Source organism: Candidatus Methylomirabilota bacterium, from assembly GCA_035709005.1.
GTDB lineage: Bacteria > Methylomirabilota > Methylomirabilia > Rokubacteriales > CSP1-6 > 40CM-4-69-5.
Map to the genome: position 1 here is coordinate 246,797 of DASTFB010000087.1, position 21,401 is coordinate 268,197.

At 70.8% G+C, this 21,401-nt stretch carries 19 protein-coding genes; 10 read left to right on the plus strand and 9 right to left on the minus strand.

All coding sequences use genetic code 11. From position 1 onward, the window contains the following. Positions 1–2: 2 nt before the first annotated feature. Together VFR64_16300 and VFR64_16305 are read right to left on the minus strand one after the other, a co-directional pair. The gene (locus VFR64_16300) at positions 3–1,529 is read right to left on the minus strand and encodes a hypothetical protein (protein HET9491302.1); all 1,527 of its coding nucleotides are present in this window, start codon (positions 1,527–1,529) and stop codon (positions 3–5) included. After that, entirely contained in the window at positions 1,523–2,503 is a 981-nt protein-coding gene (locus VFR64_16305) for a Gfo/Idh/MocA family oxidoreductase (protein HET9491303.1), read from the minus strand. The genes VFR64_16300 and VFR64_16305 overlap by 7 nt, the downstream gene beginning before the upstream one ends. A 40-nt stretch (positions 2,504–2,543) precedes the next feature. Between VFR64_16305 and VFR64_16310 the strand changes: the two genes are divergently transcribed. From VFR64_16310 to VFR64_16345, 8 genes are all read left to right on the plus strand, one after another. Next, a complete protein-coding gene (locus tag VFR64_16310) occupies positions 2,544–3,698 on the plus strand; it encodes a thiolase domain-containing protein (GenBank protein ID HET9491304.1) in 1,155 nt (384 codons plus the stop codon). Next, positions 3,691–4,071 carry a Zn-ribbon domain-containing OB-fold protein gene (locus tag VFR64_16315; protein ID HET9491305.1) on the plus strand — a complete coding sequence of 127 codons (381 nt, stop codon included), beginning with the start codon at positions 3,691–3,693 and terminating at the stop codon, positions 4,069–4,071. The genes VFR64_16310 and VFR64_16315 overlap by 8 nt, the downstream gene beginning before the upstream one ends. A 461-nt stretch (positions 4,072–4,532) precedes the next feature. Next, a complete protein-coding gene (locus VFR64_16320) occupies positions 4,533–4,934 on the plus strand; it encodes a hypothetical protein (GenBank protein ID HET9491306.1) in 402 nt (133 codons plus the stop codon). A 765-nt stretch (positions 4,935–5,699) separates the two neighbouring features. Next, positions 5,700–6,689, plus strand: a complete 990-nt coding sequence (locus VFR64_16325) for a DUF898 family protein (GenBank protein ID HET9491307.1) — start codon at positions 5,700–5,702, stop codon at positions 6,687–6,689. Beyond that, positions 6,686–7,789, plus strand: a complete 1,104-nt coding sequence (locus VFR64_16330; GenBank protein HET9491308.1) for a M48 family metallopeptidase — start codon at positions 6,686–6,688, stop codon at positions 7,787–7,789. Before VFR64_16325 ends, VFR64_16330 begins: the two co-directional genes overlap by 4 nt. Then, on the plus strand, positions 7,774–8,889 hold the full coding sequence (locus tag VFR64_16335) for a tetratricopeptide repeat protein (protein ID HET9491309.1): 1,116 nt from the start codon (positions 7,774–7,776) through the stop codon (positions 8,887–8,889). The genes VFR64_16330 and VFR64_16335 overlap by 16 nt, the downstream gene beginning before the upstream one ends. A gap of 14 nt (positions 8,890–8,903) precedes the next feature. Then, complete coding sequence (locus tag VFR64_16340) at positions 8,904–9,944, plus strand: hypothetical protein (GenBank protein HET9491310.1); 1,041 nt, start codon at positions 8,904–8,906, stop codon at positions 9,942–9,944. Next, on the plus strand, positions 9,941–11,032 hold the full coding sequence (locus VFR64_16345; protein HET9491311.1) for a DUF4124 domain-containing protein: 1,092 nt from the start codon (positions 9,941–9,943) through the stop codon (positions 11,030–11,032). Before VFR64_16340 ends, VFR64_16345 begins: the two co-directional genes overlap by 4 nt. Here VFR64_16345 and VFR64_16350 read toward each other — a convergent pair. From VFR64_16350 to VFR64_16360, 3 genes are all read right to left on the minus strand, one after another. Next, positions 10,995–13,352 (minus strand): xanthine dehydrogenase family protein molybdopterin-binding subunit, encoded by a 2,358-nt coding sequence (locus tag VFR64_16350; protein ID HET9491312.1) that lies wholly within the window; start codon positions 13,350–13,352, stop codon positions 10,995–10,997. The two genes, VFR64_16345 and VFR64_16350, sit on opposite strands and share 38 nt — an antisense overlap. A 10-nt stretch (positions 13,353–13,362) precedes the next feature. Then, positions 13,363–14,688 (minus strand): phenylacetate--CoA ligase, encoded by a 1,326-nt coding sequence (locus VFR64_16355; GenBank protein HET9491313.1) that lies wholly within the window; start codon positions 14,686–14,688, stop codon positions 13,363–13,365. A 101-nt stretch (positions 14,689–14,789) separates the two neighbouring features. Continuing rightward, positions 14,790–14,933, minus strand: coding sequence for a hypothetical protein (locus VFR64_16360; GenBank protein ID HET9491314.1), 144 nt, complete (start codon positions 14,931–14,933; stop codon positions 14,790–14,792). Positions 14,934–15,139: 206 nt separating this feature from the next. Here VFR64_16360 and VFR64_16365 point away from each other — a divergent pair, with 206 nt between their 5' ends. Both VFR64_16365 and VFR64_16370 read left to right on the plus strand, forming a co-directional pair. Then, entirely contained in the window at positions 15,140–15,688 is a 549-nt protein-coding gene (locus VFR64_16365; protein HET9491315.1) for a sigma-70 family RNA polymerase sigma factor, read from the plus strand. Continuing rightward, a complete protein-coding gene (locus VFR64_16370; GenBank protein HET9491316.1) occupies positions 15,688–16,461 on the plus strand; it encodes an anti-sigma factor in 774 nt (257 codons plus the stop codon). The genes VFR64_16365 and VFR64_16370 overlap by 1 nt, the downstream gene beginning before the upstream one ends. On the opposite strand, the gene VFR64_16375 is transcribed toward VFR64_16370, so the two are convergent. From VFR64_16375 to VFR64_16390, 4 genes are read right to left on the minus strand one after another with little or no spacing between them, the layout of a single operon-like run. Further along, positions 16,458–16,934: a (2Fe-2S)-binding protein gene (locus tag VFR64_16375; protein ID HET9491317.1), complete on the minus strand. Its 477-nt coding sequence runs from the start codon at positions 16,932–16,934 to the stop codon at positions 16,458–16,460. The genes VFR64_16370 and VFR64_16375 overlap by 4 nt on opposite strands. Continuing rightward, on the minus strand, positions 16,934–17,806 hold the full coding sequence (locus VFR64_16380; GenBank protein ID HET9491318.1) for a xanthine dehydrogenase family protein subunit M: 873 nt from the start codon (positions 17,804–17,806) through the stop codon (positions 16,934–16,936). Before VFR64_16380 ends, VFR64_16375 begins: the two co-directional genes overlap by 1 nt. After that, on the minus strand, positions 17,803–20,241 hold the full coding sequence (locus VFR64_16385; GenBank protein ID HET9491319.1) for a xanthine dehydrogenase family protein molybdopterin-binding subunit: 2,439 nt from the start codon (positions 20,239–20,241) through the stop codon (positions 17,803–17,805). The genes VFR64_16380 and VFR64_16385 overlap by 4 nt, the downstream gene beginning before the upstream one ends. Position 20,242: 1 nt before the next feature. Continuing rightward, the gene (locus VFR64_16390) at positions 20,243–21,274 is read right to left on the minus strand and encodes an amidohydrolase family protein (GenBank protein ID HET9491320.1); all 1,032 of its coding nucleotides are present in this window, start codon (positions 21,272–21,274) and stop codon (positions 20,243–20,245) included. Between the last annotated feature and the right edge of the window lie 127 nt (positions 21,275–21,401).

Sequence of the window (21,401 nt, forward strand, 5' to 3'; positions counted from 1 at the left end):
CCCTAGCGACCGACGCCCAGGCGCTGGGACATCGCCTGCGTGTTGCTGATGGCCCCCGCCAGCTCGTCCTCGCTCATGCCGCTGGCCCGGGCATCGTCGATGAACCGCCACAACCGCTCGCACAGCGCCTGCGCTTCGTGGCGGCTCCCCTCATGCGCCAGCCGATCGACCGGCGCGTGCCACGCATCGACGAGGTTCTCGAGCGCACGGGTCAGCGGCCGCCGGGTCTCCTCCAGACGATTGGGGCCTACGCTACCGAAGCGGAGCGCGCGCAGTAACGGCGGGATGGCCTCCTCGTACATGCCGCTCTCCAGCCACCGCATCCCGACCTTCGTATAGCTCCACCACAGTCGGCGCTCGAGCTCCTGCCGTCGCCGCTCGGGCAGCCCCTCCTCGGGGATGACCGCCAGGATCTCCTCGGCTCGCTCCAGCGTGGCCAGCGCCTCGGCCTCCTTACCATCCCGCATGCGGCGGAGGGCTTCGGCAGTGAGCTGCCCCACCTCGCCCCCGTAGGTTCCCGACAGCAGTTCCCTCAGGTTGGACTCGAGGTCGGCCGGCGGGGCGGGGATCGCGGCGAGCGCCTGCTTCATGACCTGCCGGGCCCGCTCGTACTCCTGCCGTTGGATCAGCTCCAGCGCCACGCGCTCGTAGGCCGGCCAGAGGGCGTCGCGGGCGGCGGCCTGAGCCGCTCCCAGGTCCTCGTCCCCGGGCACGATCTCCAGGCCCCGGTCGAGCCAGCCGAGCGCCTCGCGGATGGCAGCCAGGCGCTCCTGACCATCGGCCAGGCTGGGATTCTGCGCCCACGCGCTCCGCTCGCGGCCCATGCGCAACGCCAGCGTAGCCAGATGGCGCTCCCAGGTGGGACGCTCGGCGCCGGGGGCCGCGGCGATCGCCGCCTCGAACGCCACCCGGGCCGCGGCGGGCTCGCCCAGGGCCAGCCGGGCCAGGCCGAGCACACCCCACAAGCGCGCGGTGTCTTCGCCAGCTGCGCCGCCCTCCAGCGCGCCTGTGGCCTCGGTCACGACGTCGCTGAACTGCTGGCCCTCGTACAACGCATAGCAGCGCTCGACGGGTGGCCGGGCCGGCGGCGGCGGGGCGGCGGCGACGTCGGGCTCCGGCGCGACCTCCATCGGCGCCGCCGGGCTCAGGACGGGTTCAGGGGCAGCCGCCTCGGCGGCCACGGGGACGGCGTCGACCACGGGCAGGGCCTGGAATCCGCCGTCTGCAGCCGGGGCAGCCGCCGGCACGACCGGTTGCCCGGGCCGCGGGCCGGGCGGCACAGCGCCGAACGGCTCGGGGCGGTCGCTGAAGATGGGCCGCCGCGCGAGAACCTCGCGCACGGGATCGGTAGCGCGCGGCCGCAAGGGCACAGCACCGGTTCGGGCACGCCGCCAGGGGTCCCGCTCCGGCGCCCCGCGGCGGCCAGGATAGCGAGAGCGTGTCGGGGCGATCAACTCCAGCACCCCGAGGATCAGCAGGCCCACCGCCACCGCCGCTCCGATCAGGATGAGCGCTTCTTCGCTCAGCATGCCGGCTCGACGGGGCGGCCTTCCGCGATGGAGCGGTAAGCGGCCAGCACAACCGCCAGGTCGGCGCGGCCGGCGGCTCCGTCCATTTCCTCGGCCTTGCCCCGGACCGTGGCCTCCGCGAAGGCGGACAGCATCGCCTCGTAGCCGCGGACGTCACCCCGGGTCAGCCAGAGCCGGGAGCGTCGGCCGCCGCGGAGGGCCAGCCATCGCCCGCGATTGTCGGCGAAGCAGGTCGCCTGAGAGCCTGTCACCGTCGACCATTGAAACTTCGGAAGGCCTGGCGCTGCAAGTGAATTTGACAGGAGGCCAACGCCGCCTTCGTCGAGCTCGGCGAGCAGGCTGACCGCGTCCTCGCCGCCGAAGCCGACGAGCGTCTGCGGCGGCCGCAGGGCGAAGACCCGACGCACGCCCCCGCCCCACCAGCGCAGGGCGTGGACGTAGTGGATTCCCCCGTCGATCAGGGCGCCGCCGCCGGTCTGCTCGGCCTGCAGGCGCCACCCGGAGCGACGGTGGAGGCCGCGGGCCACCAGTTGGATCTCGCGTAGCGCACCGAGGACGCCACCGTCGAGGAGCGCCTTGAGCCGCCGGAAGGCCGGCATGAAGTGGAACTGCTCGGCGACCATGACGACCCGGCGGCTAGCCTCGGCGGCTGCGATGAGCTCGTCGGCCTCCTCCAGCGTCCGGGCGATCGGCTTCTCCACCAGCACGTGCTTGCCGGCGGCGAAGGCCAGCCGGGCATCGCTGAGGTGGCGATCGTGCGGCGTGCAAATCACGGCGCCGGCCGCGCGGGGATCGGCCAGGGCCGCTTCGTAGGATCCGTACGCCGCCACGGCTCGAAACCGGCGCGCGTATGCCCGGGCGCGCTCGAGGTCGCGGCTGGCGAAGATGATCGGCAGACCGAGCCGCCGGGCGGCGGCGGCGTGGCGCAGCGCGATCCACCCGCATCCCAGGATGACCAGCCCGGGCCCCGCCATGGGCCGAATGCTATCATTGGACCACGCACAAGGAGGGGGTATGCGCCGAGTTGCGGTGATCGGAGTCGGAGTGACGAAGTTCGGGAAGCACGAGCGCACGTCGGCGGAGCTCTTCGCCGAGGCCGCCCGTGACGCGCTGGCCGACGCCGAGCTGACGCCGGGCGCGGTGCAGGCCATCTACTACGGCAACGTCGTGGGTGGCGAGACCGAAAAGCAGCTCCACACGGGGCCTCAGGCCGCTTCGGTCCTGGGCATTCCGACCGTGCCGACCACGCGATTCGAGACCGCCTGCGCCTCCTCGCATGCGGCCTTCCGCCACGCCGTGATGGAGATCGGCGCTGGCCTGGCCGACATCGTCCTGGTCGGGGGCGCCGAGCGCGTGCTCAACGTGTCGACCGCGGAATCCACGGAGTACTTCGCTTACGCTTCCGACGCCGTGTGGGAGCAGCCGGCCGGCCTCACGTTCCCGGGCGTGTTCGCGCTCATCGCCCGCGCCCACATGACGAAGTACGGCACCACCGAGGAGCAGATGGCGCACGTGGCCGTCAAGAACCACCGACACGGGACGCTGAATCCCAAGGCCCAGTTCCAGAAGGAGATCACCCTGGAGCAGGTCATGAAGTCGGCGTACGTCGCCGACCCCCTCAAGCTCTACGACTGCTGCCCGTTCACCGACGGCGGCGCGGCGGTCGTGCTGGCCGCCGAGGACATCGCGCGCCAACGCCGGCGCGCGATCTGGGTGCTGGCCTCTGCGGCGGCCTCCGACTCTATGCTGATGCAGGACAAGCGTGACCTGGCCCGCGTGCCTGCCACCGAGCGCGCGGCCGCCGGGGCGTACCGCCAGGCCGGGCTCGGTCCCGAAGACGTGGACGTCGTCGAGCTGCACGACTGTTTCACCATCGCCGAGATCGTGGCCACGGAAGGCCTGGGCCTCTTCGAGCCGGGGACCGGTGGCATGGCGGCCGAGAAGGGCTGGACCAGCCTGAGCGGCCGGGTGCCCGTGAATACCTCCGGCGGTCTCAAGGCCAAGGGCCACCCGATCGGCGCCACCGGCGCCGCCCAGGTCGTGGAGATCGTCACCCAGCTCCGCGGCGAGGCGGGTTCACGGCAGGTCGAGGATGCGCGCGTGGGCCTGACCCACACGCTGGGCGGTAACACGGCCACCGTGCTCGTGAGCCTGTTCGGCCGTGAGTGAGTCCGGCATCACGATCAAGACCTTCTTCGACGGCGTCCGCGCCGGCACGCTCACCGGCATCCGCTGCGGCACCTGCGGCGAGCTGGCGATCCCGCCCAAGGAGTTCTGCCCGGCGTGCGGGGCGCGGCAGTGGCAGGCGGTGCCGCTGTCCGGCGAAGGCACGATCGCGTCGTACACGATCATCCGGGTCGCCCCGAGCCGGCACGCCGTCGACGCCCCCTATGCCATCGCCGTCGTCCGGCTCAAGGAAGGTGTCCAGTTGCTCGGACGCGTGGTCGATATCCCATTGGAGCACGTGGCCGTCGGCCTGCCCGTCTCCTTCCGCCCGCTCACGCGGAACGGCCACACCATCATCGCGTTCGGCCCCGCCTGACCGGCCCGGCCGGGGCGCGCACTCTTTTCCGAGGGCAGGCTGCCCAACCGGCCTTGCACTCTGTCGGCAGGCGATGTCCTTCGCCTGCGTCACCGAGCCTCGCGAACCAAATGCTCGGCTAAGCACTCAGCGCTCACGCCCGCCGCCGCAGCGGGTTTGGCCGGCTCCTTGCCCTCTCCGGGTGTGCATGAGCAGCTCGGCTGGCCGGGTCGGTCCCCTTTCGGCGTCGGTCGTCGTCGGCCTGTTGCTGGCTTGCCCCATCTCCGCTCACGCGTTCAGCCCGGTGTTCACCAGGCACTACGTCCGCGCGGCGGGCCCGCCGGTTGTCGTGGCCGACGTCTTCTCCGTCTGCGACCCCGGCGGCGCCTTCCATAATCGAGAACGCCCAGCGCACGAGGGCCGGATCAGCAGCGGCTCGATCGTCCTCGATGGACTCGAGGTCGTCGGAGAGAACGACTTCAATGCCCGCTTCTTTCGCCATTTCCACGATCCGCTCCAACCCTGGGGAGACCGCGGGTCTGACCACGCTCTTGCGGTTCGACTCCTCCGTCCACTGGATGCAGCGAGCCGATCAAGCCTGGTCGTGGCAGAACGCGCGTGATCGCTATTACGCCGCCCTGGTGTCGACGGTCACCAGTGCGGCAAGCCAGGGGCAGCGGGTGAAGGCATTCGCCGATACCTTCCGCGCCCTCGGCCAGGTCATGCACCTGGTCGTGGATGCCTCCGTGGCCGAGCACACCCGCAATGACATTCATCCCCTGGGCCCGCTCTACGGCAGCTATGAATACTGGGTCGAGGCTCAGCATGGGCTTCAGGCTCGGCGGCCGAGAGCACGTTCATCAACGACTTCCTCGTATTTCTGATCGGGTCCACGCCAGCCACTCTCCAACAACCCACTAACGACCCCCTGGCCCACGTGCCGATCGCCCGATTGATCGACACCGATACGTACACCGGTGCCGACCCATCCGTCACGGTTGGCCCGGCGATCGGCATTGCCGAGCGCCAATTTCTTCAGCGAGGACACGGGGACGGGCGCGCCCCTGGGTCGCCGCCATCCGTTTCTCTCCCTCGACCTGCTCGAGGCCTCGACCCACCCCGCCCCGCTCACCGGGCGGACGCGCAGCTATCGCAAGAAACAGGTCGATCGGCGAGCGGCCGCGCCGCCGACGGCGGAATCCCGGTGGATCCCGTCCTGGCCGAGTGCGTGCTGGAGGAGGCGGCGCGACAGGCGGGGATCCTGGAGCCACAGGCCGTGGCCTGCACCGACGAAGCCGTCTGGGCCGCCACCGCCCCGGAGATGCTGCCCCGGGCCGTCGTCTATCGGGGGCCGCTGGGCCTCGAAGCCGCCGCCGTCGTGCTCGGCACCGACGGTGATTTCCGGCCGGCGCGCCCGCCGGCATCTTGCCGGGCTGGCACGCGGGAACTCGGAGCGTGTCACCGGCGTTCGCCATCCGGCGCGAACACGACGAGAAGGCTGATGCTTTCCGCCCACTTGGCCCGTAAGCTACGGGCACTAGGGGTCTGGCCCACCCCTTGCTCCCTCGCGCGCGCGTGGATCCCCTCGCGCTTCCCTCACGCCCGATCGCCGCCGGGGAGGGCGAGCAAGCCGCGGCGGGGCTCGTTCAGTGAGCGTTACGCTGCAGCAGTCACCCCCGGCGGCGGGGCCGCGAGTCGCCGGAACCCACCGCCTGGTCTTCCGCGGCCGCGCCGGATCGCTGCTGGGCATTCACATCGTCAACGTCTTCCTCACCTTGCTGACCTTCGGGGTGTACTCCTTCTGGGCCAAGACCCGCGTCCGGCGCTACCTCTTCGCCCAGACCGAGCTCGATCACGATCGCTTCGCCTTCCACGGACGTGGTCTCGAAATGCTGATCGGCTTCGTCAAGGCCGTGATCCTGTTCGGCCTGCCGCTGGCCGCCCTCCAGTACGTGCCGCAGATCCTCGACGCCGGGCGCGCGACCACCGTGGCCGCCACGCTGGCCGCCTACGCGTTCGTGAGCGTGGTCATTCCCGTGGCCCGTACCGGCGCGCGCCGCTACCGGTTGAGTCGCACGTCGTGGCGCGGCATCCGGTTCTCCTTCCGGGGACGCACCGTGGACTTCGTCCGCATCTACGTGGCAGGCGCTCTGTTGAGCGGGCTGAGCCTCGGTCTCTACTACCCAGTGTTCGCCACGCGCAATCACGCATTTCTCGTCCAGCACTCGCACTTCGGCAATGCCCGCTTCGATTTCGACGGCCGGGGAACCGACCTCCTGGCCGACTTTCTTTACGCCCTGCTTCTGACCCTGCCCACCCTCGGTCTCGTCTGGTTCTGGTACGTGGCCCGGCAGCGGCGGTTCTTCTGGAATCACACGACCCTCCTCACCGCCCGCTTCCGCGCGACGGTGACCGGGTGGCGCCTGTTCCGGCTCAAGCTCGGCAATCTCCTGCTGATCCTGCTCACGCTCGGGCTGGGCTGGCCGTGGGCGACCGTTCGCATCGCCCGGTTCTGGTGCCGACACTTGACCCTCGAGGGGGCCGTCGATCTGGCCGCCATCCAGCAAGAGACCCAGGCCGCCTCGGCCACCGGCGAGGGCCTCCTCGGCCTCCTCGAGGCCGACCTCGACATCGGATGAGCTGGCGCGGCCACTACCTCGACGGCCGCCGGGCCAACCGCCGCGCCGCGACGGTCTGGGTGAGCCGGCGTGGCCTGGACATCACCACCGACGACGGGGCGAAGTACCACTGGCCGTTCGAGGAGATCCGGCAGACCCAGGGCGCCTACGCCGGTGAACCGGTGCGGCTGGAGCGCGGAGGCGATGCCGCCGAGACCTTGATCGTCGAAGACCTCACCATGCTCACCGCGCTGCGGGCGGCGGCGCCGAGCGGCCGGCGGTTTCACGATCCGCGCCGGCGCGGGCGTAGGGGCGTGCTCACGCTCGTCGCGGGAGTGGCGGCACTCGGGCTCGCCGGCGGCCTCTACACGTGGGGGATCCCCGTCATGGCCGGAGTGGCAACGCACCTCGTCCCCGTCACCTGGGAGACGAGGCTCGGCGACGAAGTGTTCACCCGTATCGTACGGCCTGAATCGCGGTGTACCGACGCGAAGCGGCAGCAGGCCATCGACGGCATCGTGGCCCGGCTGACCACTCCCCAGGGGACGGGGCCCTATCACGTGCGGGTCACGGTGGTCGACTGGGCCGAAGTCAACGCGCTCGCCCTGCCAGGGGGCAACATCATCATCCTGCGGGGCCTCCTGGAACGCACGGACACCCCGGAGATGCTGGCCGGGGTCCTGGCCCACGAGATGCAGCACATCCTGAGGCGGCACACCACGCGGGCGATCATTCAGCACGCCTCCACCGGTCTCATGGTCGCCGCCGTGGCGGGCGACGTGAGCGGCATGGTGACCTTCGCCCTCGAGGGAGCACGCGTAGTGGCCGCGCTGGGATACAGCCGGCGCGCCGAGGAGGAGGCCGACGTCGAAGGCTTCTACATGCTGCAGCAGGCGGGCATCGATCCCGCCGGCATGGTGGCCTTCTTCGAACGAGTGCTCGGCGCCGGCCGCGACGCGGAATCCGACGAAGACACCTGGCAGTATCTGTCCACCCACCCGGCGACGCGCTCCCGGATCGACCGCCTGCGGAATCTCCAGGCCACCGCGCCCCCGTCCACGCCGCGGCGCCTCGGCATTCGCGACTGGGCCGACATCAAGCGGATATGCGCCGGCGCCTGAGCGTCCTGCTGCTCGCCATCGCGATCATGGCGCTGTGGGGCGTCGCCTATCAGCGGCTGAGCGCGATGAGCAGCGCCTTCTTCCGGGTCTCGGGACCGGGCCTGCGCGGGCTCGCCCTGTACCTGCACGGCGACTGGGCGGCGGCCGCGCGCGCCTACCGCGATGGACTCCAGGCCTGGCGCCGTATCGAGTACGCCGACGATCCCTCGGGCGCGTTTGCGCTCACCGCCGGCGATCTGAGTGGCGCCGAGCGACGAGCCCGCACCACGCTGCGTCTGCTGCCCGCGGCCCTGGGACCCCGCACGACGCTCGGTGAGATCGCCCTCGATCGCAAACAGTACGCGGTCGCGCTTCGCCATTTTCAGGAGGTGCTGGACCGCGATCCGGACAATGTCGACGCGCTCCTGTTGTCCGCCATCGCTCGGGCCCGTCAGAGTGATGCCGGTGGCGCGATCGCCAGTCTGAGCCGGGGTCTGCGCCTGGGCAGCGCCGGCTCTCGCGCCACGCTCATGTTCCGCGTGCTGGAGCTGGCCGGCGACCTGGCGCCCCGACAGGGCTCTGCCCGGTCGCTGTGCCTGCTGGCTCATCTGCACCGCTATCTCCGCATCTTCGACGAGGCCCACGGCGAGATGGCCGTGGCCTACGCGACCCAGGCCATCGCCGCCGGCGACCGCCCCGCCGACGCCTACATGGCCCTGGGAATCGTGCACGACAAGCGCGGCCGCTACCGTGAGGCCCTGGCCGCCTTCGAGCGGGCGGTGACTGTCGACCCCCAGCACGCCGAGGCCTACCGCTGGGGGGCCCTGGAGGCCCAGCGGCTGCAGGAACCGATGCGCCAGTACCGCATGATCCGGGCGGCGTTCGAGGCGGCTCCCGATGATCCCTTCTATCTCGACCCACTCGAGGACGTTTTGCTGCGCAAGTTCGGCGATGCCCGCACCATGCTCGTGCTCATGCAGCGCGCGGTGGCGATCGACCCGGGCAACGCCTCGGCTCACGAGCGGCTGGCCCGCGCGGCCCAGGTCCTCGGCGAGCGTGAGCAGGCGGCCCAGCACGGCAAGCGCGCCGTCGATCTGCGGCGTCAGCGGAAGGACACGTGAGGCTCTCGGGCCCGATGCGTCAGCTGCTGGGTCGGCGGGTCTTGATGGCCGTGATCCTGGTCGTCCTGAGTGAGCACGGCCGGCGCGCCATGACCGCCTACCGGTTACCGGGTGAGTGGTTCGCGCTCGCCGCCGCCGCCGGGCTCGGATTGCTCGTCCTCGGTGTGCTGCTCGTCGTGGAGCGCGTGGTGACGGCCACGCCGTCCCGTGAGCTGCGCCCTCTGGCTGCCCATGCCGACACCTACGTCCTGCTGCTCGTCATCAACATGATCATCATCAGCTTCTTGTCCCCGGTCTTCCTGACCGCCGCCGAGACACCACTGCCGAGCCCCGTCGTGCAGCACGCCCTGGCCACGGCCGGCGCGTTGTCGGCGCGGGCGCTCCGCCTCGTGTTTCTCATGGGGGCCGGCGTTCTCGCCTTCGTCGCCCTGCTCGTCGTGCTGGAGCGGACGCTCGGCCGGCTGGCGCTGTTCCGCGCGGCTGGCCGGCTGCTGGATCGTCTGACCGCGACACTGCTGCTCCTCCTGTTCCTGGCCGGCGTGGCCCTCACGTACAACGGCATGTTCGACGCCTCGGCGCCCCAGGTCCGACGAGCCGAGATCGTCGCCTTCGGCGGTACGCAGTTGCCGTTCCCGCTGGGCCAATTCGCCTGGGCCGAGGTGCGCGATCGTCAGTCCCGAGGCCCGGCGGAGCGGATCGTCCTGGCTCCGGGTCGCGACGGGCTCTCGCTCGAGACCACACACCCGGGGCAGCCGATCCTCATCACCATGGGAACAGGCTGGTTGGGCATGCCGTGGGTCCGCACGATCACCGTGGATCACGAGGAGCACGCGCGGCAGGTGCTGGCCGCCCTGCCAACGGCGGCGGCGCTGCGCAAGACCGTCATCGCGACGCTCCGGCGGGAGCGGCGCTGGCAGGAGCTCCTGGCCCACGCTCGCGCGCACCTGCAGGAGTATCCGCGTGACCGCGACTACGTGCTGGCGCTCGCCAGTGAGCTTCAGGCCCACGGCCAGACCGCGGAGAGCGCCGCGCTTGCCCGTCTGGCGCGGCCATGATGCGAGCCCTGGGGCTGGCGCTGCTCGCCGTGCTCGTGGCGGCTCCGGTCTATGGTCAGCCCTACCGCTGGGTCGACGAGCAGGGCGGCGTTCATTACGCCGACCGCCCCCCCCACCCGGCGCCGCCCGGTCTCGAGAACCTGAATCCCGCCGCGCGGCGGCGGCAACCAAATCCCCCCGCAGCAGCAGCGCCCGCGCCTCCCGAGCCTGCGCCGGCGCCCGTGGCGATGCCAACTCACCGCACGCCGACGCTGCCGACCGCCCGGACGCTCCCCCCTGTGGTCGAGGCGAAACCGGAGCCGGCGAGCCCAGCCCCGGGGCCCCCGGCGCGGGAGGTGGGGGGCCCGGACAATCGTGACGTCGTCCGCGAGATCATGGATCTCGCCGGGATCGATCGGTACGTGGACAGTCTCGCGCGAGGCGCTCAGGGCGACCTCGCTCGACTGGCCTGGTCGACCCGCGAACCGGACGCGGCCTGGGAAGCCCTGGTTCCCGTCGTACGCCGCGACGTGCTGGCCGCGGCCACGGCCGCCGCGCTGGCCCGCCGGCTCGCCGGGGAGAGCGAGCACCTGGCCGGGCTGCTCGCCTGGCTGCGCTCGTCCGAGCACTCGAGGATCCGACAGGCCGAGATCGAGGCCGCCAAGCCGGCCAGCCACTCTCCTTACCGCCGGTTCGTCACCAGCCTGGTGGAGAACAACGTCAAGCTGCCGCATCTCTCCCTCATCCAGCAGCTGGAGCGGGCCGGACCGGGGGCCGATCGCCACCTCGCTCTGGAGCGCTCGCTGCGGCACGCCATGCAACGGGCGGTCGCCCCTCTCGCACTGCGCGCGGTCAACGACGGCGAGGACGACACCGACGCTCAGGCTGCCGAGCGCGCCCGCTTCTGGCGCGTGACCCGGAGCCTGTTCGCGTATCGTGGTCTGGGCAGCTCGCAGATCGAGGCCGCCGTTCGCTTCGAGCGCTCGCCGGCCGGCGTCTGGTTCACCAGGATCGCTTGGGAAAGCCTGGAAGAGGCGATTGTCGAGGTGGAGCAGCGAGCCACCCGGGCGATCACCTCGGTCGCGACGCGGTCACTGCCCCGGCCCTAGCCAGCAGGCGGAAGAGCCGCTCGCCGGTGACGGGCAGCTCGCTGATGGCGATGCCCATCGGCGCCAGAGCGTCTGCCACGGCGTTGGCGACGGCTGCCGGGGCACCGATCGTCCCGCCCTCGCCCACGCCCTTGAACCCGCCCAGCGTCGTCGGCGACGGGATCTCCAGGTGCACCACCTCCACCGAGGGCAGCTCGGCGGCAGTCGGGATCGGGTAGTCCATGAGGCTGCCGGTGAGTAGCTGCCCGTTGTCGGCGTACACGACCTCCTCCAGCAACGCGGCGCCGATGCCCTGGACGACCCCGCCGACAGCCTGACCTTCCACGATCAACGGGTTGATGATGCGGCCGCAATCCTCGACTACGAGATAGCGGAGTACGCGGGCCGCGCAGGTCGCCGCGTCCACCTCCACCACCGCCAGGTGCGTGGCGTTGGAGGCCGTGCCGAAGTACGGGTCGTAGAAGCGTGTGGCCTCGAGACCGGGCTCCAGGCCCGGCGGCAAGCGTTTACCCCCGGCGTACGCCGCCGCCGCGACCTGGGCCAGGCCCACCGCCCGATCAGCCACGCCGCGTACGGCGATGACGCCGTCCATGAGCTGCAGGTCGTGGGGCGCCACTTCGAGCTGGTGGGCCGCGATGGTCAGGGCTTTGTCGCGCAGGGCCCGCGCCGCGAGGATGGCGGCGCCGCCGCCGAGCACCGCGCTGCGGCTCGCGTAAGTGCCCGTGCCGTGCGGGCTCAGCGCCGTGTCGCCGAGCATGACGCGTACGTCCTCCACCCGGACGCCCAGCTCGGCGGACACCACCTGGGCCAGCGCGGTCTCGTGCCCCTGCCCGTGACAGGCCAGACCGAAGACGGCGGTGACGCCACCGCCGGGATCTATCCGCACCGTCACCCCTTCCGTCCCGGTGGCGATGTCGGCGCCGGGGGAGACCGGGATGGCCGAGCCCACGCCGGTCAGCTCCACGTACGAGGCGAGCCCGATGCCGAGGTGGCGCCCGGCGGCCCGCCCCCGCGCCTGCTCCAGGCGGAGGCTCTCGTAATCGGCCGCGGCGCAGGCGCGCTCGAGGGATTCCCGAAAGGCCCCGCTGTCCCAGACGATGCCCGAGGGCGAGCGATAGGGCAGCTCGTCGGCGCCGATCAGATTGCGCCGACGCATCTCCACGGGATCCATTCCGAGCCGGCGCGCAGCCCGGTCGAGCAGCGCCTCCATGACGAAGACGGAGACCGGGCGTCCCACGCCCCGGTAGGGCCCCATGGGCGCCTTGTTGGTGGCGACGCCCACGGCCTCGGCGTCGTAGTGGGGCACCCGGTAAGGCCCGGGGAGGAAGGACACGACCTGGATCACCTCGATGCTGGCCGTCCACGGGTAGATGGAGTACGCGCCGACGTCGGCGACGACCCGCGCCCGGAGCCCGCGGATCGTGCCGTCGGCATCGACGCCGAGCTGCGCGTCGATGATCTCGTCCCAGGCCTGGGTGCTGGCGAGCAGGTCCTCGCGACGATCGCTCACCCATGTCACCGGACGCCCCAGCGCCATGGTCAGCGCGCACACGGCGACCTCCTCGGGGTACACCACCGTCTTGACGCCGAAGCCACCGCCCACGTCGGGGGCCACCACCCGGATGCGCCGGGCCGGCAGGCCCAGCACCTCGGCCAGGGCATCGCGAACGATCCCCGGAACCTGGGTGGACGTCCACAACGTGAGCAGGCCTTCGACCGGGCGGTACTGGGCCAGGCACGCCCGATTCTCCATGGCCACGCCGGCGTGCCGGTGGAAGCGAAAGCGATCGCCCACGACCACGGCGGCGGCCTTCAGGGCGGTGGTCGCGTCGCCCTGGGTGAACCTGCGCGAGAGCAGCGTATTGGCGGCGGCCGTCTCGTGGACGAGCGGGCTCGACGGCGCCAGCGCCGCCTCGGCGTCGGCCACCACGGGCAGCGGTGCGTACTCCACGTCGATCAGGTCCAGCGCGTCCTCGGCCACGTAGCGGTTCTCTCCGACCACCACCGCGACGGCCTCACCGACGTATCGGACCTTGCCCCGGGCCAGGGCCGGGAACTCGGTCGGCCGGTAGCTCTTCATCCGTGACGGCGCCACCAGGGGCCGGACGCGCCCGCCGAGCTCGGCGCTCGTGACGCATGCGGTCACGCCCGCGGCCCGGCCCGCCCGTGACGGATCTACCCGGGTGATCGTCGCGTGCGCATGAGCGCTGCGGAGAAACGCAGCGTGCAGGGTGCCGGGCAGCAGGAGATCGGCGACGTACTGCCCCTGGCCGGTGAGAAAGCGCGCATCCTCCAGGCGCCGCAGCGGAGCGCCGATCATGCCCGGCACACTAGAACGGCACTTCGCTCCGCTCGTCTCTCACGCGCTTGGCTTTGTGGTCGAACCGCGGCAGCGTCCCGGGCTCGGTCAGCTCCACGCTGACCCGGATGCCGAGCCCCACCCGCAGCTCCTCCCCCAGCGCGCGCTGGAGCCCCTCCCGCTCCCCCCGGCCCAGCGACGGCGCCGGGTCGACGCGAACCAGGATGTCGTCGAGTCCCTCGGTGCGGCGGAACACGATCTGGAATTCGTCCACACCGCGCTGCCCGCGGACGATCTCCTCCACGCGGCGGGGATAGACGATGATTCCGCGCACCTTCTTCATGTCGTCCAGCCGGGCCAGCACGCCGCCCACGAAGGCGACCAGCGTACGGCCGCACGGACAGGGGGCATCGGCCAGTTGAACGATATCGCGCGTGCGATAGCGCACCAGCGGCATGGCCTTGCGATAGAGGCTGGTAAAGACCAGCTCACCCCGCTCGCCGGGCTTCACCGGCTGGTCGCGCTCGTCCAGGACCTCCGGGTAGCAGTAATCCTCGTGGACGTGCGTGAGCCCGCTGCGGGCGTCGCACTCGAACCCCCAGGCCGCGATCTCGGTGAGCCCGGGCAGATCGAAGGCTTGGGCGCCGAAGGCCGTCTCGATCCGGGCCTTGGTCGCGGGGATCGACGCGCCGGGCTCGCCCGTGTGCCAGGTGATGCGCACCTTGGTCTGCGTCGCCAGATCGATGCCCTTCTTCTGGGCCTGCTCGGCCAGGAACAGCGCGTAGGACGGCGTGCAACCGAGCACCGTGATGGGATACGTCAGCAGCGCATCGATCCGCTGGTCGGTCGACAGGCCGCCGGCCGGAAAGACCATGCACCCGAGGTCCTGAGCCGCGTAGAAGCCGGACCAGTATCCGATCCACGGTCCGTAGGAGAAGGCGGCCATGACCATGTCGGCCGGCCGAATACCGAAGGCCCACAGCGAGCGCGCATAGGAATGGTAGAACCGGTACCAGTCCTCCTTCGTGTCGACGAAGGCGAGGGGGCGGCCGGTCGTGGCCGAAGTCATGTGGACACGCAGGCATTGCTCGAAGGGGACGGCCAGGACCGTCCCCCACAGGGGATGCTCGGCCTGGTCCTGCTTCAGCTCATCCTTGCTGGTGAAGGGCAGCCGCGGCAAATCGTCCAGCGATCTGATCTCCTCGGGCTTGACCCCCGACGCATCGAGCTTTCGTCGATAGAACGGGCTGTGCGCGTAGGCGTGGGCCACTTGCTCGCGCAGCCGCGCTTCCTGGAGTGACCGGAGCGACTCCCGGGTCGCTGTCTCGATGTCGGGCTCGAGGTATCGTCCGCTCATCCGCCGGGTCCGCCCTGGGGGCGGCCGCCCCCGACTCTATCACGAGCCCGACGGCCGACGCGCCCCCGGGCGCGGGTCCCGGGGGCGCGTGGACGCGTCAATCAGCTACGGAAACGATCGGGAAACTGCCGGGCGATCGCGTCGGCCAGCGGATCGGCGATGGCTTGCATGTGGCCGGCGGCGGTGCGCAGCGCGGCATAGGCTCCGCCGGGATCCTTGGCCGCCAGCACGACTCCGAGCTCCATCCTTGTCCTCACGTCAGCCTCCCCGGCCTGCGATGGGCCAGGCCACCCTGTCCCCTGCGGCCGTGTTCATCCCTCTCTACGCGGGAAGCCCCGGCGTTGGATGTACGGGCGTCGTTGCCCCCGGAGACCGCTTCTGTTAGTGAAACGGGATTGGAACCGGGAGGGGTGGGAGGACTGGTTCTGGCCAGAGCGTCACTACCGACGTGATGACACACGGGGCAGAGCTGATCCGCGGGATGGCGAACGGCGACCGGAACGCCTTCGCACGCTTTTACGACCGTTATGCGCCGATGGCGTACCGGGTGGTCCGCGGCATCCTGCGCGAGCCCGCCGACGCCGCAGAGGTGCTCCAGGACGTCTTCTGGGAGGCCCGGGTCGGGCCTGCCAGCTACGACCCCCAGCGAGGAAGCCCCGAAGCCTGGATCGTCATGCGGGCCCGCACCCGGGCAATCGATCAGGTCCGTTCCGTGCGTAAGAGAACTGAGGTCTTCGGCGCGCCGCTGGGCGCGGCGGCGGCCGTGACCCCGGCCGAGCCGGGGGGCGACGTTGCCACCCGGGCGGCGGAGCGGGTCACCATGAAGACCGCTCTCGACGACCTGCCCGAGGCGCAACGGGAGATCATCGAGCTCGCGTACTGGAACGGCCTGACCCACGCCGAGATCGCGGCGCGCCTCGGGCAGCCGCTGGGGACGGTCAAGACGCGGATGCGGCTCGGACTGGAACGCCTAAAGGAACTTCTCAGGTCAGGCCATTGATGACCCACGAACCGTTCGACACACAAGCCGCAGCCTATGCATTGGGGGCCCTAGACGGAGAGGAGCGCTCGGCGTTCGAACGCCACCTGGCCGCCGGCTGCGACCGGTGTCAGGCCATGCTCCGCGAGTCGGCGGAGGCACTCGCCGCGCTCGCGGCCCAGCTTCCGCCTGCCCCGCCACCACTGGAGGTGCGGGCCGCGCTACTCCAGCGCATCGACGCCAACGCCGTGCGCCGCCAAGCCGCCGTTCTACCCCGGCGGAGGTGGCTCGCGTGGACGGCCACAGCCGTGGCCGCGATGCTGATCGGGGGGCTGGGGGTCGGTCTGCTGTTGGTGAATCGCTACGAGGCTCACCTGAGCAGCCTGGCCCGAGAGATCGATGCCGAGCGCACCCGGCTGGGAGCGGTCCTCCGCGAACGCGCCGCAGCGGAGGCGATCCTCGACCTCCTGCGCGACCCGGCCACCCGCCTGGTGGCCCTGCGAGGAGCTGGCCCGACCTCCCAGGCGGTGGCTCGCGTGGTCTGGCATGAGGCGATGGGGGGCTGGGTGCTCGTGGCCAAGCTACCGCCGGCACGGCCAGGCACCACCTACGAGCTCTGGACGTTCAGCCGAGGCCGTCCCAGCCCGGCTGGCGTCTTCGACGTGGACGCCGGCGGCTCGGCGATGCACCGTTTCGCCGCCACCGACCGTCCTGTCGAGGGCTTTGTCGTCACCCTCGAGCCCGCGGGCGGCGTGCCGGCCCCTACGGGCCCGATCGTCCTGGCGGCCCGCTAGCCTCGGCGCAGCACCGGCGCCGCCGCCTTCACCGCATTGACGATGCCCTGATAGCCGGTGCAGCGGCAGAGCACGGCGGAGAGCCCTTCCCGGATCTGGCTCTCGGTCGGATCGGGATGCATCTTCAAGAAATCCAGCGCGGCGAGCAGCATCCCCGGCGTGCAGAAACCGCACTGCAGGGCGTGGTGCTCGCGGAAGGCCTCTTGTAAGGGGTGCAGGCGTCCGTCCCGGGCCAGGCCCTCCACCGTGACGAGTTCGCTCCCGTCGGCTTGGACCGCCAGCATGATGCAGGAGCGAGCAGCCTCCCCGTTCACGAGGATCGTGCAGGCCCCACAGACGCCGTGCTCGCAGCCGACATGAGTCCCGGTGAGGCCGAGGTCCTCGCGCAGAAAGTCCACCAGCAGCTTCCGCGGCTCGCAGCGTCCCTCGCGGGGTGTGCCGTTGACGATCAGGCGGACGTTGATCGTATCCACTACTTGCCGTCCTCGATACGGGCGCGGGCCCGCTTCAGCGCTCGTGCGGTCAGCACCCCGGTGAGATGACGGCGGTAATCGGCCGACGCGTGGATGTCGGAGTCCGGCTCGACCAGCTCTCGGGCCCGGGCCGCCGCCGCATCGATGGCCTCGTCACCGAGGCCGTCACGCTCGAGGATCTCCTCGGCCGGCCACAGGCGGACCGGCACCGGGCTGGCGCCAGCCGTGGCGAGGCGGGCCCGGACGACGCGGCGGCCGTCCACGGTGACTACAGCCGCGATGCCGACGATGGCAAAATCACCGTGACGGCGCGCGAACTCTTCGAAGGCGTAGCCGGCCCCGGCCGGCGCGACCGGCAGCCGGACCTCGGTGAGGATCTCGTCGGGCGCCAGGGTCGTCGTCAGATAGGTCTGGAAGAGCTCCGAGGCTCGCACGGTTCGCTCGCCCCGGGGACTGCGGGCGACCACCTCGCCTTCGAGCGCCGCGAGCACCGCCGGGTACTCCGCCGCGGGGTCGGCGTGCGCGATGGAGCCGCCGATCGTTCCGCGGGTGCGAATGGGCAGGTGGCCCACCCAGCGGGTCGCCTCCGTCAGGAGGGGCAGGTGCTGGCGGATCACGGACGAGAACTCGACCGCCCGCTGGCGGGTCATCGCCCCGAATCTCACCTGCCCGTCCACCTGGCGGATGTAGTCCAGGGCGGTGATGCGGTTCAGGTCGATCAGCGCGGCGGGCCGGACGAGCCGGAAGTTCAAGAGCGGCATGAGGCTTTGCCCGCCGGCCAGCACCTTTGCCTCGCCCCGGTAGCGATCCAGCAGGCTCACCGCCTCCTCCAGCGTCCTCGGCGCGTGGTACTCGAAGCGCGGCGGCTTCATGGTCTCGCTGGCATCCTGGCGCTCGCCTCACGGATCATATGCCACAACCGGTCCGGCGTGATCGGCAGCTCGGTGATCCGCACCCCGAGCGGGGCCAGCGCGTCACTCACCGCGTTGGCGATCACCGCGGGAACCGTCATCGAGGAGGACTCGCCCAGCCCCTTGGAGCCGAGCGGAGTGAGCGGTGAGGGCGACACGACGTGCGCGATCTCGATGGTCGGGGCCTCGGTGGCGGTGGGCACCAGGTAGTCCATGAACGTGGCCGTCAGGAGCTGGCCGGTCTCGTCGTACCGTAGCTCCTCGTACAGCGCGCCCCCCAGGCCGTGGAGGGCGCCGCCGTAGATCTGGCCTTCGGCGATCATGGGATTGATGATCGTGCCGGCGTCGTGCACCGTCACGTATTCGAGAATCCTGATCCCGGCGGTCTGTGGGTCGACCTCAACGGCCATCACCTCGGCGATGAAGCCGTAGGTGTTGGAGGAGTTCACCCGGTCCTCGGCGTCCACGGCCTTGGCCACTGTGAAGCCGAAGACGGCGGTGGCCTGCAGTCCCGGCTCCATCCCCTCCGGCAGCGACTCGGTATGCCAGTGGCCACGCCCGGCCAGATCCTTGATGGAATACGCTGGCCCCTTGCCGTTCTTGCGGCGTACCGCGCCCTCGCTGAACTCCACCTGATCGGCCGGGACTTCCATGAGGTGCGCGGCGTACTCGCAGAGCTTGCGCTTGAGCTTGCGTGCGGCCAGGGCCACCGCGCTGGTGCCGACCGAGCCGAAGCGGCTGGAGTACGTGCCCGACGAGATCGACCACACCCGCGTGAACGTGTCCATCTCGTCGACCACGGTGACCTCGTCCGGGCCGACCCCCAGCTCATCGGCCACGATCTGGGCCACGATGGTCTGGTGCCCCTGTCCCTGCGGCGTGGTGGCCAGGATGGCGGTGATCCGCCCCAGGGGATCCACCTTCACCGTCGCTGCGTCCACCGCACCGGATTTGGGCAGATACTCGGGCTTGGCCCGAAACTGCGGGTCCAGCGCCGTCGCCACGTACCCCATATTGGAGACCGAGGGATCCACGGCCAACGCGATACCGATACCGAAGTATCGCCCTTCCGCACGGGCCTGGCTCTGGCGACGCCTGAGCTCGGGGTACTTGGCCAGCTCGAGCGCCTTGTCGAACGCGGCGACGTAGTCGCCGCTGTCGTAGAACCCTCCCGTCGGCGTGCGGTACGGCATCTGTTCGGGCCGCAGCAGGTTACGCCGGCGGATCTCGGCGGGGTCGAGCCCGAGGCGCTCGGCCAGGCGATCCATCATGCCTTCCGTCTCGAAGTAGAGGTGACCACAGGCGTAGCCGCGGTTCGGACCGGTCAGGCTCTTGTTGGTCATGACGACCGAGGCGTCGACCTCCAGGTGCTGAAAGCGGTAGGGGCCCACGAAATTGCCGGTAGGACGGAACGAGCACCCGGGCTCGGGGCTGCGGATGTAGCCTCCGACGTTGTCCAGCCACTTGAACCGCATGCCCAGCACGGTTCCGTCCCGACGGGCGGCGACCTCGCGGTCGGCGACCCGGTCGGTGCCGCTCGAGGAAGCCAGCAGGTGCTCGCGCCGGTCCTCGATCCACTTCACGGGCACCCCGGTCTTCATGGCGGCCAGCCCGATGAGCGCGATGTAGGGGTAGATGCTGCTCTTGATACCGAAGGAGCCGCCGATGTCGGTGGGCACGATGAAACGGAGCTTGTTCTCGGGGAGGCCCAGCACCCGCGCCGTGAGCGGGTGCATGATGAACGGGCCCATGAAGTTGGACCAGACCGTGAGCACGCCGTCCAGGGGGTCCCAGCGGGCGATGATCCCGTAAGTCTCGATCGGCGTCGAGCCGTACTTGGGGAACCGGAAACGCTCGCGAACGACGACGTCGGCCTCGCGAAAGGCCTGGTCGGGATCGCCGTAGACGAGCCGGCGGTGGCCGGCCAGGTTCGTGCCGACCGCCTCGTGCAACAACGGCGCCGCCGGCTCCAGTGCCTGCTCGGGATCGACGACCACTGGCAGCGGCTCGTACTGGACGCTCACCGTCTCGGCGGCATCCTCGGCCAGATACCGGTCGCGGGCCACGACCACCGCCACCGGCTCGCCCACGAAGCGGGCCTTGTCCGTCGCCGCGCAGAAGTACCGAACGGGCGCGGTGACGCCCACGGAGAACGGCCGGGTCGACTTGGCCACGTCTTCGCCGGTGACCACCCCGACCACGCCTTCCATGGCCAGCGCGGCAGCCACGTCGTAGCCCAGGATCCGGGCGTGGGCATGAGGCGACCGGACGATGGCCGCATGATGGACACCGCCGGTCGGCGGATGGTCGTCGATGAAGGCGGCGCGCCCGGTGAGCAGGCGCGCATCCTCACGGCGGCGGAGCGACCGGCCGATCCACCTCGTCGCCGCGCTCATCTCAGGCCGGCGCTCCGCGGAAGCGGTAGAGCCGCCGCGGATTCTCGGACAGAATCTGCCGCTTTTCGCCGTCGGTGAGGTCGGGTCGGTCACGCAGCTCTTTGAGCGACTGGGGATAGCTGTGGTCCCAGTGGGGGAAGTCGGAGGCGTACAGGATCTGGCTGGCGCCGACGTAGTCGATCGCCGCCCGGAGCAGCACCTCCTCGGCCTCGCAGGAGAAGTAGATGTTGCCGCCCTTGACGTACTCGCTCGGCCGCCGGGGCAGGCGCGGCGCCTCGACGTGGCCCCGCTTCTCGAACTCCTCGTCCATCCGCTGCACGAAGTAGGGTACCCAGCCGACCCCGGCCTCGAGGTAGGCGATGCGCAGGCGCGGGAACCGGGCGGGCACGCCCTCGAAGATCATCGAGGTGATCTGGCGCATCTGGCCGAACGCGTGGGACACGGTGTGCGCCTGGATGAACTTGGGAAACGGCTCTACCCCCAGCGTGCTCATGTCCGTGCCCGACGCGTGCACGCACACCGGCACGTCCAGCTCCTGGGCCGCCGCGTAGATTGGATCGAAGCGCGGGTGGCCCAGCAGGTACGGCCCGTCGGCAGCCAGCATGGCTCCCACGAAGCCATAGCAGGTGACGGTACGCCGGAGCTCGGCCACCGCTGCGGCCGGGTCCTGCAGGGGCAGCAGCGCGACGCCCCGAAGCCGCGAGCTCTGGCTCGTGAGCTCTTCGTGCAGCATGGTGTTGTAGGCGCGGCAGGTGGCCGCGGCCCAGTCGGGGTCGCGCAGGAAGGGCATGAACAGCCCGAGCGTCGGGAAGAGCACGCTCAGCGTCATGCCGCCGGCGTCCAGCGCTTCGTGCCAGGCCTTGACGTCGCCGGCCCAGTCGTGGAAGGCGCCGGTGAGGCGGCGATCCCAGCCGTCCTGGGGAAAGAACGGCGTGAGCAGCGGGCGCTTGCGGTACGGCTCCTCCAGATGGCGGGCGATCTGCTCCCACGTCTCGGTCACGTGCCCATCGGCGTCGATGATCTCCAAGCGCATGGTATCCCCTCCGCCGCCGGTGATGCGGTTTCGGCGCGCTCGCTCACCCCGGTGCGGGCCAGTCATCGCATGGGCGGGACCCGGCCGTCAAGCCGCTGGCGCACCGTGACAAGCTGGGGTAGCAGTG